The organism is Bradyrhizobium jicamae, assembly GCF_018130215.1.
In the GTDB taxonomy this organism is placed as follows: domain Bacteria; phylum Pseudomonadota; class Alphaproteobacteria; order Rhizobiales; family Xanthobacteraceae; genus Bradyrhizobium; species Bradyrhizobium jicamae_A.
This window is the reverse complement of sequence record NZ_JAFCKQ010000015.1, coordinates 1-12,904: the sequence shown is the minus strand read 5'-3', so window position 1 is coordinate 12,904 and position 12,904 is coordinate 1. Positions and strand designations below refer to the sequence as shown.

Sequence of the window (12,904 nt, the reverse complement as noted above, 5' to 3'; positions counted from 1 at the left end):
GGAGCGTCATGTTTCTCGGCATCGATCTCGGCACCTCGGCGGTCAAGACCGTCCTCGTCGATGACATGCAGCGCGTCATCGCCAGCCGGAGCCACTCGCTGTCGACGGCCTCGCCGCGGCCGGGCTTTTCCGAGCAGGATCCGCGCCTGTGGATCGAGGCGACCTTCGCGACTCTGGACGCGCTTAAGGCGGATCACCCAAGTGAGCTTGCCGACGTCGCCGGCATCGGCCTCTCCGGTCAGATGCACGGCGCGACGCTGCTCGACGCCGACCACAGGCCTTTGCGCCCCTGCATTCTCTGGAACGATGGTCGCTCCGCCGCGGAATGTCGTTTGCTTGAACGGCGCTGGCCCGCCCTGCGTGCGACGACGGGCAACAAGGCGATGCCCGGCTTCACCGCGCCGAAGCTGCTCTGGGTCGCAGAACACGAGCCGGAAATATTTGCGGCGACGAGACTCGTCCTGCTGCCGAAGGCCTATCTGCGCCTGATCCTGTCCGGAGATGCGGTCGAGGATGTCTCCGACGCCTCGGGTTCGCTATGGCTCGATGTCGTCAGGCGCGACTGGTCCGATGACGGCCTTGCCGCGACCGGCCTTTCGCGCACGCATATGCCACGGCTCGTCGAGGGCTTTGCGCCCGCGGCGCGGTTGGGCCGCGAACTCGCGCAGCGCTGGGGCATGGCCAAACAGCCTGTCATCGCGGGTGGCGCCGGCGACAATCCGGCCGGCGCCATCGGCATCGGCGCAATCCGGCCGGGAACCGCATTCATCTCGCTCGGCACGTCGGGCGCCCTGTTTACTCCGACCGAGAAGGTTGCAGCCAATCCCGATCGCGCCGTGCACACCTTCGCGCACGCAATCCCGGCGATGTGGCTTCAGGGCGGCGCGATCCTCTCGGCCGCATCCTGCCTGGCCTGGATCGCACGGCTGCTTGGTGCCCCGGAAGCCGAGTTGCTGGCGCCGCTTGGCGCGCGTCCGCATGCGCCGTCGCCCGTCAGCTTCCTGCCGTATCTTGCCGGCGAGCGCACGCCACATGACGATCCGCACGCGCGCGGCATGCTCGACGGCCTGAGCCATGGCACCGATCGCGCCGAGGTGGTGCAGGCCGTACTCGAAGGCGTCGCTTTCGCGCTTGCCGATTGCCGCGATGCGCTCGCGAGCGCCGGTCTTGTCGTGGCTGAGGCCGACGCGATCGGCGGTGGGGCGCGATCAGGTTTCTGGCTCTCGGTGCTGGCGAACGTCCTTGACATTCCGATCAACCGGGTTGCCGATAGCGACGTCGGCGCGGCATTCGGTGCGGCAAGATTGGGGCGCCTTGCCGTCACCGGCGAGACAGTCGCAACCGTCTGCAAGCCGCCGCAGCGCGTCGAGACCTTCGAGCCTGAGCGTGGCCTTGCCGACGCCTATGCCGCGCGGCTTCATGCATGGCGCGAGCTGTATCGGCCGCAACGCGGATGGGAAACGCATCGTGTGAGGGAGGCAGGATGAACGACCCGATCCTCGAGATGCGCCGGGTCTCCAAGTCTTTCTTCAGCATCAAGGCATTGCGCGACGTCGACCTCACCGTCTACCCCGGCGAAATCCACGCCTTGATGGGAGAGAACGGCGCCGGCAAATCGACGCTGATGAAGATCCTGTCCGGCGCCTACCGGCCTGATCCGGGCGGTGAAATCCGCATCGAGGGCAAGCCGGTTCATATCAACGGGCCGCTCGGCGGCCGCGCGGCCGGCATCTCGATCATCTATCAGGAACTGTCGCTGGCTCCCAATCTCAGCGTCGCGCAGAACATCTATCTCGGCCGCGAGGTCTCGCGCCTCGGCATGCTGGCGCGCGAGGCGATGGAGGCCGGCGTCGGCCCGATCCTCGAGCGGCTCGGCGCGGATTTCGCGCCGTCGACGCCGGTGGGCAATCTGTCGATGGGCCAGCGCCAGCTGGTCGAGATCGCCCGCGCGCTGCACGCCCGCTCGAAGATCCTGATCATGGACGAACCGACCACCGCGCTGTCGGCCGGCGAGAGCGAACGGTTGTTCGGCCTGATCCGCCAGCTCCGTGCGGAAGGCCTCGCCATCATCTACATCTCGCACCGCATGGATGAGGTCTATGCGCTCGGCGATCGCGTCACGGTGCTGCGCGACGGCACGATGGTCGGTTCGCTCGACAAGCCCGAGATCCGCGCCGACACCATCGTCCGCCTGATGGTCGGGCGCGACGTCTCGTCGTTCTACAAGAAGGAGCACGATCCCACCGCGCGCCATGGCGCCCCGGTGCTCGCTGCCGTCGACATCGCCGACGACAGGCGCGTCAGGGGCTGCTCGCTGACCGTTCATTCGGGCGAGGTCGTCGGGCTCGCCGGACTGGTCGGCGCCGGTCGCACCGAGCTTGCGCATCTGATCATCGGCGCCGCACCGAAGACCGCCGGCCATGTCGAGATCGAAGGACGCAACGTCGAGATCCGTAATCCCGGCGAGGCGCTCGAGGCGGGCATCGCCTATTTGACCGAGGACCGCAAGGCGCTCGGCCTGTTCCTCGACATGTCCTGTCTCGACAACATCAATCTCGCCGTGCTGGGCCGCGATGCCAGGCTTGGCGGCATCCTCGACCGCGACAAGGCGCGCGACCGCGCCAAGAAGGCCTTCGCGGCGCTGGGCATCCGCGCTGCGGATGCCGGCGTCACGGTTGGCGGCCTCTCCGGCGGCAACCAGCAGAAGGTGCTGTTGTCGCGCCTCCTCGCGATCTCGCCAAAGATCCTGATCCTGGACGAGCCGACGCGCGGCGTCGATGTCGGCGCCAAGTCCGAGATCTATTCGATCATCGACAACCTGGCGAAATCAGGCACGGCGGTGCTGGTGATCTCGTCCGACCTGCCCGAGATCATCGGCATCTGCGACCGCGTCATCGTGATGCGCGCGGGGCACATTGCCGGCGAGATCAAGCGGACCGGGGCGTCGCCGCTGAACCAGGAGGACATCATGGCACTTGCCACCGGGACGGAGCAGCTCGATGCCTGATCAAGGATCCACGCAGGTGAATGCCGCAACCGCGAACGCACTGGCTGCGATGCAGGAGACCAGGCGTCAGCGCATAAGGTTGGCGATCCGCGCCGCCGGCATGCTGCCGGTGCTCCTGCTGCTGTGCGGCGGCTTTCACTATTTCTCGGACGGCCGGTTCTTCACCGCGCAGAATCTCGGCATCGTGGTGCAGCAGGCCGCGGTCAACACCGTGCTGGCGGCCGGCATGACCTTCGTCATCCTCACCGGCGGCATCGATCTCTCGGTCGGCTCCATTCTGGCGGCCTCGGCGATGGCCGGGCTGATCATCTCCAAATTTCCCGATCTCGGCGCGCTGTGGCTGCCGGCCTCGGTACTGACGGGTGCAGCCTTCGGCATCCTCAATGGTGGCTTGATCGCGCTGCTGCGTCTGCCGCCCTTCATCGTCACGTTGGGCTCGCTGACCGCCGTGCGCGGCGTGGCGCGCCTCCTGGGCGCCGACACCACGGTGTTCAATGCGTCGATACCCTATGCTTTCATCGGCAACGGCTCGCTGACGCTCGTTCCCGGCGTGCTGTCGATTCCCTGGCTCTGGGTGATCGCGCTGCTCGTGATCCTCGTCTCCTGGCTGGTGCTGCGTCGCACCGTGCTCGGCGTGCATATCTATGCGGTCGGCGGCAATGAGAGCGCGGCGCGGCTCGCCGGGATCAAGGTCTGGGCGGTGCTGATCTTCGTCTATGGCGTGTCGGGCCTGCTGGCGGGCCTCGGCGGCGCCATGCAGGCGGCGCGGCTCTACGCCGCCAACGGCCTGCAGCTCGGCCAGTCCTACGAGCTCGATGCGATCACCGCCGTGATCCTCGGCGGCACCTCCTTCGTCGGCGGCATCGGCTCGATCTGGGGAACGCTGGTCGGCGCGCTGATCATCGCGGTGTTGTCGAACGGCCTTATCCTCACCGGCGTGTCCGACGTCTGGCAATATGTGATCAAGGGGCTCGTGATCATCGGCGCGGTCGCGCTCGACCGCTACCGGCTGCAGGGTTCGGCCCGCACCTAGAGCATGATCCGGAAAAGTGTGAAGCGGTTTTCCGACGAGATCATGCTCAAACAAGTCAAACAATCCGTCGCGGTCACTGGTCGCCGTGCCGGAGTTTCGAACAGACCAGGGAGGAAGCCAATGTTGAAGACGATCTCGTTCGCCGGCGCTGCGATGGTGCTCGCCCTCGGCTCCGCCCCGTGCTCTGCCAAGGAGCTCAAGTCGATCGGCATCTCGCTGGGCTCGCTGGGCAACCCCTTCTTCGTCGCCCTGTCGAAGGGCGCCGAGTTCGAGGCGAAGAAAACCAATCCCAACGTCAAGATCACGACGGTCGGCTTCGAATACGACCTCGGCAAGCAGGTGACCGAGATCGACAATTTCATCGCCGCCGGCGTCGATCTGATCCTGCTCAACCCCGGCGATCCCAAGGCGATCGGGCCGGCGATCAAGAAGGCGCAGGCCGCCGGCATCATCGTCGTCGCCGTCGATACCGCGGCCGAAGGCGCCGATGCCACCGTCACCACCAACAACGTCCAGGCCGGCGAGATCTCCTGCCAGTACATCGTCGACAAACTGGGCGGCAAGGGTGATGTGATCATCGAGAACGGGCCGCAGGTCTCCGCGGTGATCGACCGCGTGGTCGGCTGCAAGAACGTGTTCGGCAAGGCCCCCGGCATCAAGGTCTTGTCCAGTGACCAGGACGGCAAGGGCTCGCGCGAAGGCGGCCTCACCGTGGCGCAGGGCTATCTGACCCGCTTCCCCAAGATTGATGCGATCTTCGCCATCAATGATCCGCAGGCGATCGGCACCGACCTCGCGGCACGCCAGCAGGGCCGCAGCGGCATCGTCATCACCGCGGTCGACGGCGCACCCGACATCGAGGCTGCGCTCAAGGATCCCGGCTCGCCGCAAATCCAGGCTTCCGCCTCGCAGGATCCGTTCTTCATGGCGCGTCGCGCGGTGCAGATCGGCGTCGGCCTGCTCAACGGCCAGAAGCCAGCCTCGACCGTCGAGCTGTTGCCGTCGAAACTGGTGACGCGCGACAACATCGGCGAATACAAGGGCTGGACCTCGGACCGCTCGCAATAGCAGCGGCGCCCGGCAGGCCGCCTCGCGCGCCGCAAGAGCAAGAGCAAGAGCAAGAACAAGAACAAGAACAAGAACAAGAACAAGAAAAGAGGATCAGCCATGCCGTTCTGGAGCTGCGAGCAATGCGGCGCGCAATTTCCCGACAGCGCCGCGCCGCCGTCCTCGTGCCCGATCTGCGAGGACGAGCGGCAGTATGTCAACTGGAAGGGGCAGGCCTGGCTGACCCGCGAGGAACTGGCGCAGCGGCACAAACTGGTGTGGCGCGACGATCTCGGGCTTGCGGGGATCGCGCTCGAGCCGTCATTCGCAATCGGGCAGCGCGCGCTGCTGGTGCCCGATCGCGGCGGCCTGGTGATGTGGGATTGCGTGCCGCTCGCGACGCCGGAGGCGATCGCGCATGTCGGATCGCTCGGCGGCCTGAAGGCGATCGCGATCTCGCATCCGCATTATTATGGTGCGGTCGCAGACTGGAGCGCCGCGTTCGGCGACGCGCCGGTCTATTTGCATGGCGACGACGCGCAATGGGTGACGCGGCCCTATCCGTCGATCGTGCCGTGGCGCGGCGACAGCCACCGCATCTCCGACGATTTGCTGCTGGTGCGGGCAGGTGGGCATTTCGCTGGCGCCACCGTGCTGCACTGGCGGGGCGGCGCGGACGGGAACGGCGCGCTGCTGACCGGCGACATCGCCATGGTCGCGATGGACCGCCGCTCGGTGAGCTTCATGTACAGCTACCCGAATTACATTCCGCTCGACGCCGCCGCGGTCCGCCGCATCGCGCGCGCGGTCGAGCCGCTGGCCTTCGACCGCATCTACGGCGCCTGGTGGGACAAGAACATCGCCTCCGGCGCGAAGGCGGCGTTCGACCGCTCGGTCCGGCGCTACATCGCGGCGATCTCCGCTTCCTCCTGACGACGGTAGGGTCGTCGAGATCGGTCATGGATCCCGGCGGCGGCTCATCTTGCCACCCGGCATGGTCACGCTATATGAGGACTTTCCCGCCACAACGGATTGCCTGAGTTCCTCATGACCACCACTGTTTCAGCCGAGTCCCAGCCGTTCCAGGCCGAGGTCGCCGAACTGCTGCACCTGATGGTGCATTCGGTCTATTCCGAGACCGACATCTTCCTGCGCGAGCTGATCTCGAACGCATCTGACGCCTGCGACAAGCTGCGCTACGAGGCGATCGCGGGGCCCGAGCTGATCACGGACGGCGCGCCGCCGGAGATCCGGATCGTCCCGGACAAGAAGGCCGATACGTTGTCCGTGGTCGACACCGGCATCGGCATGGACCGACAGGAGCTGATCGACAATCTCGGCACCATCGCGCGCTCCGGCACCAAATCGTTCCTGTCGAAGCTGACGGAGGCCAAGGACGGCGCCAACCTGATCGGCCAGTTCGGCGTCGGCTTCTACGCCGCCTTCATGGTCGCCGACAGGATCGTCGTCACCAGCCGCCGCGCCGGCAGTGACGATGTGTGGGTGTGGTCGTCGGAAGGCGGCAGCGGGTTCGAGATCGCGCCCGCGAGCGAAGAGGCCGCAAAGCGCGTGGCGCGCGGCACCGAGATCATGCTGCATCTGAAGAAGGACGCCGCGAAATATCTCGAAGCGTACGAGATCGAGCGCATCGTCCGCGAATATTCCGACAACATCCAGTTTCCGATCCTGCTGGTGCCGGAAGAGGGTGAGCCGCGCCAGATCAATTCGGCCAGCGCACTGTGGCAGCGGTCGAAATCCGACCTGAAGCCAGAGGACTACAAGCAGGCCTATCAGCAGATCGCCGGCGCCTTCGACGAGCCGGCGATGACGCTGCATTACCGCGCCGAGGGCCGGCAATCCTATGCCGTGCTGCTGTTCGCGCCTTCGACCAAGCCGTTCGACCTGTTCCAGGTCGAGCGCAAGGGCAAGGTCAAGCTCTATGTCCGGCGCGTCTTCATCGCCGACGACGCCGAGCTGCTGCCGGCCTACCTGCGCTTCATCCGCGGCGTGATCGACAGCGAGGACCTGCCACTCAACATCTCGCGCGAGATGCTGCAGAACAATCCGCAGCTGGCACAGATCCGCAAGGCGGTCACCACCCGCGTCATCAACGAACTGGAAACGCTTGGCGACAAGGACCAGGACGCCTTCACGAAGATCTGGGACGCGTTCGGTCCCGTGATCAAGGAAGGGCTGTACGAGGATTTCGAGCGCCGCGACAAGCTGCTGGCGCTCTCGCGCTTCACCACCACCGCGGGCGAGAAGCGCTCGCTCAAGCAGTATGTCGACGATCTCAAGCCGAACCAGACCGAGGTCTATTATCTCGTCGGCGATACGATCGAGCGGCTGAAGTCGAATCCGAAGCTGGAATCGGCGCGCGCCCGCGGCGTCGAGGTACTGCTGCTGACCGATCCCGTCGACGCGTTCTGGACCTCGGCGCCGCTCGAGTTCGGCGGCAAGCCGCTGAAGTCCCTGAGCCAGGGCGACGTCGATTTCGGCCTGATCCCGCTCACCGACGACAAGGCCGAGACGAAGGACGAGCGAGAGGCCGATGCCGCGACCACGATCGCGGTGATCAAGGACGCGCTCGGCGAGCGCGTCTCCGACGTCCGCGCCTCGCAGCGGCTGACCGCGAGCGCCTCCTGCCTCGTCGCCGGCGGCGATGCGCGCGACCGCGCGCTGGAGCGGCTGCTCGCGCAGCAGAACCGCGGCTCGGTGACCAGGCCGATCCTCGAGATCAACCTGCGTCATCCGCTGGTCGCGGCGCTCGCGACCGACACGGCGCAGGCGAAGGACCTCGCGTTCCTGCTGTTCGAGCAGGCGCAGATTCTCGACGGCGAAATGCCCGACGATCCCGCCGCCTTCGCCAGCCGCCTCAACCAGCTCGTGCTGCGGGGGGTCGCGAAGTAGGGATTCGTAGCCCGGATGGAGCGAAGCGCAATCCGGGGACTTTGCTACGCGAATGGCTTGCCCCGGATTTCGCTACGCTTCATCCGGGCTGCCGGCTACGAAATCGTCGTTGCGTCCGGCAGCGGATTGCCGAGGTCGTCGGTCGGCACCAGCTGCTGGGTGAAGGCGGAGACATACGCCGCCCATTCCGGTTCGCCGAGATCGACCAGCACGGCGCCGTCCTGCCAGACGTCGTTGTGGTCGTTGGAATCATCGCCCGGGCGATGGATGAAGCCCTTGGTCGAACCCTGGTTGAGATGGACGTCGTGCAGGCCGTCGCCCTGATCGAAGAAGCGGCCGAAGATGTAGACGTCGCGGTTCTCCTGATGCGCGCGCGACAGCAGCCGCTTCAGCGTGGCCGCGGGCTCGGCGTCGCCGGAGCCGTCCATCACGTCGCTGTCACGCCATTTGCCGGTGTTGTCGAGCAGGTCCGGGCGGCGCAGCAGATCCAGCGCGGGCAGCGCCTTCTGCCCGGTCAGTTCGTGCGCTCCGCTTTCCGCCGCCGCGAGCGTCTGGATCAACGGATGGCGGAAGTCGAAGATGAGCTTGTACTTCAGCAGGTCGTCGGAATCGTTGGTGCCGACATTGATCGCGACGTCCCACTGCGCGCCGCCGACGTCGAGATTGCAGTGCAGGTGAAACTGCGTCTCATGGCCGTGCCGGGAGGGCTTCATCCTGGGCTCGGAGGTCAGCCTGGTCTTGACGAATCCGTATACGAGGGTCACGGCGCGGTCCTTTCGGTGACAGGCGGGCATTTCAAATAAAGTACAACCTGAGATGAGACGTGCGTGTGAAACAGGACACAGTCTTTGCGGGCTACGCGGCAAAACCCGGTCCCAATCCTGCGCGTATCTGCTAAGGATCCCGAAAGGGCGGAGCACGGCGTTGCGATGAACGGTGGCAGCGAGATCTTCTACGGCGGCATCCCGGTGTTTCGCGGTTTCGCGCGCCTGATGGACCCCGCGCTCTATTCGCCCTTGCCCGACGACTGGAGCGTCGGCGTCGCCGACATCGTGGAATCGACCAGGGCGATCGCGGCGCAGCGCTACAAGGCGGTCAACATGGCCGGCGCCGCCGTGGTCGCTTCCGTCACCAATGCGCTCGAGGGGCGCGAATTTCCCTTCGTGTTCGGCGGCGACGGCGCGAGCTTCGCGGTTGCCCCAGGCGATTACGACAAGGCCCGCGAGGCGCTGGCGGCGACCGCGCGCTGGGTCCGCGACGATCTCGACCTTGCGATGCGCGTCGCGCTGGTGCCGGTCAAGGCGATCCGTGCCGCCGGCGCCGACGTCCGCGTCGCGCGGTTCGGACCGTCGGCCAACCTGTCCTATGCGATGTTCTCCGGCGGCGGGCTCGCGTTTGCGGATGCCGCGATGAAGCAAGGCGCGTTCGCGATCGAACCGGCGCCCGCGGGCACCGAGCCCGACCTGTCGGGGCTGTCGTGCCGTTTCGAGGTGATGCCGTCGATGCGCGGCGTGATCCTGTCGGTGCTGGTGATGCCGGCCAAGGGAGGGGATCAAGCAGCCTTCCGCAAGGTGATCGAGGACATTGTCGCGAAGGTCGAGAAAAGCCCGGACGCCGGGCGGCCGGTGCCACCGGGCGGTCCGCCGCTACGATGGCCGCCGCAGGGCATCGACTACGAAGCGCATGCCACGCGGCGCGGCGGCTCGCTGGCCAGGCAGCGTGTCGTCGTGCTCGGCTTCACGCTGTGGGCCTATCTCCTGCTGCGCTTCGGCATCAGCGTCGGCAAGTTCGTGCCGAAGATCTATCTGCGGCAGGTCGTGGAGAATTCCGACTTCCGCAAATATGACGACGGCCTCCGCATGATCCTGGACTGCACGGAGGAACTCGCTGCCGAACTCGAGCAGCGCCTGGTGGACGCGGCTGCGCAAGACGCGGTGCGCTACGGCCTGTACCGGCAGGATGCCGCGATGATGACCTGCTTCACGCCGTCGGTGATGCGGCCCGACCACGTCCATTTCATTGACGGCGCCCGCGGCGGCTACGCCGCAGCGGCGACCGCGCTTAAGGCCAGCGTGCAGTAGCGCCTTTCTTCACCTCGCCCCGCCTGCGGGGAGAAGGATAAGAGCTACCGTCCGACACGGGTCCAGGTCTCGCCGCCGCAGAGCGCGCCGACGCAACCTTCCACCCGCAGCGTGCTCTCGCCTGTCACCGTGATGCTGCTGGCATAGGTGCCGCCGTCGTCGGCATTGTAGATCTGGCCGGACCATTTGCCCTCGGCTGCGGGGCGCATGCCGGAGAACAGCGGTAGCCCGATGATCGGCCGGCTGGCCAGGGACGGGTTGGGATTCTTGTTGTCGACCTGAGGCTTGCCAGTCATCGGATCAATCGGCTCGCGCAGGCTGACGACCACGCCGCAGATGCCGTCGCTGCACTTGCTGATCTTGACGCGGGCGTCACCGGCCTGTGTCTGCCAGACGCCGGACGGTTCAGGCACCCCCTGCGCATGAGCGACAGATGCGGCGAACACCGCCACAATGATTGCGACGACGCGTCCGGATGTGCAGTCCATGATTCATTCCCCAAGAAGGCGGCCTGCATAGCAAGTCGAAAGATTTCCGCAATGAAATATTCGCGCGGCGACCTCTACGACGCGGTTGCCGTTGCGGAGCGTGGCATCACCACGGCAGGCCGCACAGGTCGATCTTGCCCTGGCGCGGGGCGCGGACGATGTCGTAGACGAACGGCGCCATCGCCTCGAAGCGGATTTTCCCGGACGGCTGCTCGCAAAACACCTCGCCGCTGAAGGGATGCCAGCCGCGCGCCTGGTAGAAAGCGAAATTGTGCGGCTCGCAGAACAGTACCGCGAATTTCACCGCGTCATTGGCGCGCATGGTGTGCACGGCGGCGTCGATGGCGAGGCTGGCATAGCCGCGCCGGCGGCAGTCCTCGCGGGTGGCCACTCCGCCGATGCCGCCGACATGCACCTTGTGGCCGTTCCAGATGATGGTGCGGAAATAGATACCGACATGGCAGGCGAGGCCGCTGTCGTCAGGCGCGTCGATCAGCACGCGCAGGTCGGCATGTGCCCATTCGATATGCGCCCAAGGTTGCCTTGCAATGACATGGGCGCCCCACACCGCCCGGTGCAGCGGCTCGGCGCGCTGCCACGACGCATCTCCGTTGAGGATGTCGATCTCGATACTCATGTCCGTAGCCCTTTACCCGGCTTGACCGCGCCCTGCGCGCCTGCGCCGGCAGCCTTACAGGAGGGGACGCGCTTGCCAAAATGCGGTGTTTCTCCCCGATGGAACCTTCTATAAGGGGGACCCGTTAAGTGTAGTCTCCCACCCTTGCTGGATATTACCCCATGACCTTCACGCTCCCCGACCTGCCTTACGCCCATGACGCCCTTGCGCCCTACATGTCCAAGGAAACGCTGGAGTTTCACCACGACAAGCATCACCAGGCCTACGTCACCAACGGCAACAACGCGATCAAGGGGACCGAATATGAAGGCATGTCCCTTGACGACATCGTGAAGAAATCGTTCGGCAAGAATGCCGCCGTCTTCAACAATGCCGGCCAGCACTACAACCACATCCACTTCTGGAAGTGGATGAAGCCGAATGGCGGCGGCAGCAAGCTGCCGGGCCGCCTCGAAAAGAAGATCAACGAGGACCTCGGCGGCTTCGAGAAGTTCAAGACCGACTTCGCCGCGGCCGGCGTCGGCCAGTTCGGCTCCGGCTGGGCCTGGCTGCAGGTCAAGGGCGGCAAGCTCGAGATCGCCAAGACCCCGAACGGCGAAAATCCGCTGGTGCACGGCGCGGTGCCGATCCTCGGCGTCGACGTATGGGAGCACTCCTACTACATCGACTACCGCAACCGCCGTCCTGACTATCTGAAGGCGTTCGTCGACAGCCTCGTCAACTGGGACTACGTCGACGAACTGTTCGGCAAGGCCGGCTGATCGCGTTCACCGTCACTCCGGGGCGATGCGAAGCATAGAACCCGGAATCCCGGGATTCCGGGGGCAGTCCTGCGGACTGCCGCGGAATGACGACGAGAGAGTCATCGAAGGGGCAGTAGCTTCGGTTGCTGCCCTTTTTGTTTCCTTGCGACATCAGCCGCCGTGCGGCACAACACCCGCATGGGGCAACTCACAAGCTATCTTCTCGTCTTCTTCGGCGGCGGGCTCGGTGCGACCTTGCGCCACCTGATCAACGTCACTTGCGCGCGTTGCATGGGCACCGCGTTTCCCTGGGGCACCTTCATCATCAACATCACGGGCTCGACCGTGATGGGCCTGATCGCCGGCTACCTCGCCTTCAAGGGCGAGGCGTCGCAGCCGTGGCGGCTGTTCCTGATGACGGGGATCCTCGGCGGCTACACCACGTTCTCCGCCTTCTCGCTCGACACCGGGTTGCTTTACGAGCGCGGTGAACTCGCCCTTGCGGCGTTCTACGTGCTGGGCTCTGTGATGCTCTCGATCGCAGGCTTGTTCGCGGGACTTTCGATCGTGCGCCATCTGACCTGAGCCGGAGGGCCCCTGGCATTGATTTGCCCGACGGCGCAAGCCCTGCGCCCAAAAATAATTCGGTTTATCGTAACGGCAAATCAGTGTATAGAATTTGCCGTCTCACCCGATCGAGGGGCGCTCGCGATCGTCACGAACGTTGTGGTGGGATGCGGTGGACGCCGCATGCGTGACTGACGAGAGCGCATGAGGCGGACGGCGAAATCGTGCAGGCCTGACGCCCTGGTGGCAGGTGTCCTCTCGTGAAGCGTGCGCAAGCATCTTTGCGAAAGCGGTGACAATAAAGCCCAGTCTCGCCGGGGAGAGCACGTATAAGCCGTAACCCATCGCGCAGGGAAAGCCGGGTTGCTCCGGTTACACCTGTGGTCCTACC

12 protein-coding genes are annotated in these 12,904 nt (G+C 65.6%); 9 read left to right on the top strand and 3 right to left on the bottom strand.

The genetic code is table 11. The features are described 5' to 3' along the window. Positions 1 to 8 precede the first annotated feature (8 nt). The 6 genes from xylB to htpG all read left to right on the top strand — a co-directional run bounded on the left by xylB (position 9) and on the right by htpG (position 7,997). Positions 9 to 1,487 (top strand): xylulokinase, encoded by a 1,479-nt coding sequence (xylB, locus tag JQ586_RS17995; protein ID WP_212395942.1) that lies wholly within the window; start codon positions 9 to 11, stop codon positions 1,485 to 1,487. Continuing rightward, positions 1,484 to 3,007, top strand: coding sequence for a sugar ABC transporter ATP-binding protein (locus tag JQ586_RS17990; protein WP_212395941.1), 1,524 nt, complete (start codon positions 1,484 to 1,486; stop codon positions 3,005 to 3,007). The genes xylB and JQ586_RS17990 overlap by 4 nt, the downstream gene beginning before the upstream one ends. Next, the gene (locus tag JQ586_RS17985; RefSeq protein WP_212395940.1) at positions 3,000 to 4,040 is read left to right on the top strand and encodes an ABC transporter permease subunit; all 1,041 of its coding nucleotides are present in this window, start codon (positions 3,000 to 3,002) and stop codon (positions 4,038 to 4,040) included. Before JQ586_RS17990 ends, JQ586_RS17985 begins: the two co-directional genes overlap by 8 nt. Before the next feature lie 120 nt (positions 4,041 to 4,160). Beyond that, positions 4,161 to 5,108: an ABC transporter substrate-binding protein gene (locus JQ586_RS17980; RefSeq protein WP_212395939.1), complete on the top strand. Its 948-nt coding sequence runs from the start codon at positions 4,161 to 4,163 to the stop codon at positions 5,106 to 5,108. Positions 5,109 to 5,207: 99 nt separating this feature from the next. Beyond that, entirely contained in the window at positions 5,208 to 6,020 is an 813-nt protein-coding gene (locus JQ586_RS17975; protein ID WP_212395938.1) for an MBL fold metallo-hydrolase, read from the top strand. A 114-nt stretch (positions 6,021 to 6,134) separates the two neighbouring features. Next, positions 6,135 to 7,997: a molecular chaperone HtpG gene (gene htpG, locus JQ586_RS17970; protein ID WP_212395937.1), complete on the top strand. Its 1,863-nt coding sequence runs from the start codon at positions 6,135 to 6,137 to the stop codon at positions 7,995 to 7,997. Positions 7,998 to 8,092: 95 nt separating this feature from the next. On the opposite strand, the gene JQ586_RS17965 is transcribed toward htpG, so the two are convergent. Beyond that, on the bottom strand, positions 8,093 to 8,761 hold the full coding sequence (locus JQ586_RS17965) for a DUF2278 family protein (protein WP_212395936.1): 669 nt from the start codon (positions 8,759 to 8,761) through the stop codon (positions 8,093 to 8,095). A gap of 165 nt (positions 8,762 to 8,926) precedes the next feature. Between JQ586_RS17965 and JQ586_RS17960 the strand changes: the two genes are divergently transcribed. Next, positions 8,927 to 10,078 (top strand): DUF3095 domain-containing protein, encoded by a 1,152-nt coding sequence (locus JQ586_RS17960; RefSeq protein WP_212395935.1) that lies wholly within the window; start codon positions 8,927 to 8,929, stop codon positions 10,076 to 10,078. A 44-nt stretch (positions 10,079 to 10,122) separates the two neighbouring features. On the opposite strand, the gene JQ586_RS17955 is transcribed toward JQ586_RS17960, so the two are convergent. Both JQ586_RS17955 and JQ586_RS17950 read right to left on the bottom strand, forming a co-directional pair. Beyond that, positions 10,123 to 10,566, bottom strand: coding sequence for a DUF2147 domain-containing protein (locus JQ586_RS17955; protein WP_212395934.1), 444 nt, complete (start codon positions 10,564 to 10,566; stop codon positions 10,123 to 10,125). A gap of 106 nt (positions 10,567 to 10,672) precedes the next feature. Beyond that, positions 10,673 to 11,203, bottom strand: coding sequence for a GNAT family N-acetyltransferase (locus JQ586_RS17950; RefSeq protein WP_212395933.1), 531 nt, complete (start codon positions 11,201 to 11,203; stop codon positions 10,673 to 10,675). Positions 11,204 to 11,364: 161 nt separating this feature from the next. Here JQ586_RS17950 and JQ586_RS17945 point away from each other — a divergent pair, with 161 nt between their 5' ends. Then, positions 11,365 to 11,964, top strand: coding sequence for a superoxide dismutase (locus tag JQ586_RS17945; protein ID WP_212395932.1), 600 nt, complete (start codon positions 11,365 to 11,367; stop codon positions 11,962 to 11,964). A gap of 180 nt (positions 11,965 to 12,144) precedes the next feature. Further along, a complete protein-coding gene (crcB, locus tag JQ586_RS17940) occupies positions 12,145 to 12,531 on the top strand; it encodes a fluoride efflux transporter CrcB (RefSeq protein WP_212395931.1) in 387 nt (128 codons plus the stop codon). Positions 12,532 to 12,904: the final 373 nt, after the last annotated feature.

Excerpts from the sequence above, each read along its gene's own strand:
- xylB (WP_212395942.1), top strand. The coding sequence starts at position 9 with ATGTTTCTCGGCATCGATCTCGGCACCTCGGCGGTCAAGACCGTCCTC.
- JQ586_RS17990 (WP_212395941.1), top strand. The coding sequence starts at position 1,484 with ATGAACGACCCGATCCTCGAGATGCGCCGGGTCTCCAAGTCTTTCTTC.
- JQ586_RS17985 (WP_212395940.1), top strand. The coding sequence starts at position 3,000 with ATGCCTGATCAAGGATCCACGCAGGTGAATGCCGCAACCGCGAACGCA.
- JQ586_RS17980 (WP_212395939.1), top strand. The coding sequence starts at position 4,161 with ATGTTGAAGACGATCTCGTTCGCCGGCGCTGCGATGGTGCTCGCCCTC.
- JQ586_RS17975 (WP_212395938.1), top strand. The coding sequence starts at position 5,208 with ATGCCGTTCTGGAGCTGCGAGCAATGCGGCGCGCAATTTCCCGACAGC.
- htpG (WP_212395937.1), top strand. The coding sequence starts at position 6,135 with ATGACCACCACTGTTTCAGCCGAGTCCCAGCCGTTCCAGGCCGAGGTC.
- JQ586_RS17960 (WP_212395935.1), top strand. The coding sequence starts at position 8,927 with ATGAACGGTGGCAGCGAGATCTTCTACGGCGGCATCCCGGTGTTTCGC.
- JQ586_RS17955 (WP_212395934.1), bottom strand. The coding sequence starts at position 10,566 with ATGGACTGCACATCCGGACGCGTCGTCGCAATCATTGTGGCGGTGTTC.
- JQ586_RS17950 (WP_212395933.1), bottom strand. The coding sequence starts at position 11,203 with ATGAGTATCGAGATCGACATCCTCAACGGAGATGCGTCGTGGCAGCGC.
- JQ586_RS17945 (WP_212395932.1), top strand. The coding sequence starts at position 11,365 with ATGACCTTCACGCTCCCCGACCTGCCTTACGCCCATGACGCCCTTGCG.
- crcB (WP_212395931.1), top strand. The coding sequence starts at position 12,145 with ATGGGGCAACTCACAAGCTATCTTCTCGTCTTCTTCGGCGGCGGGCTC.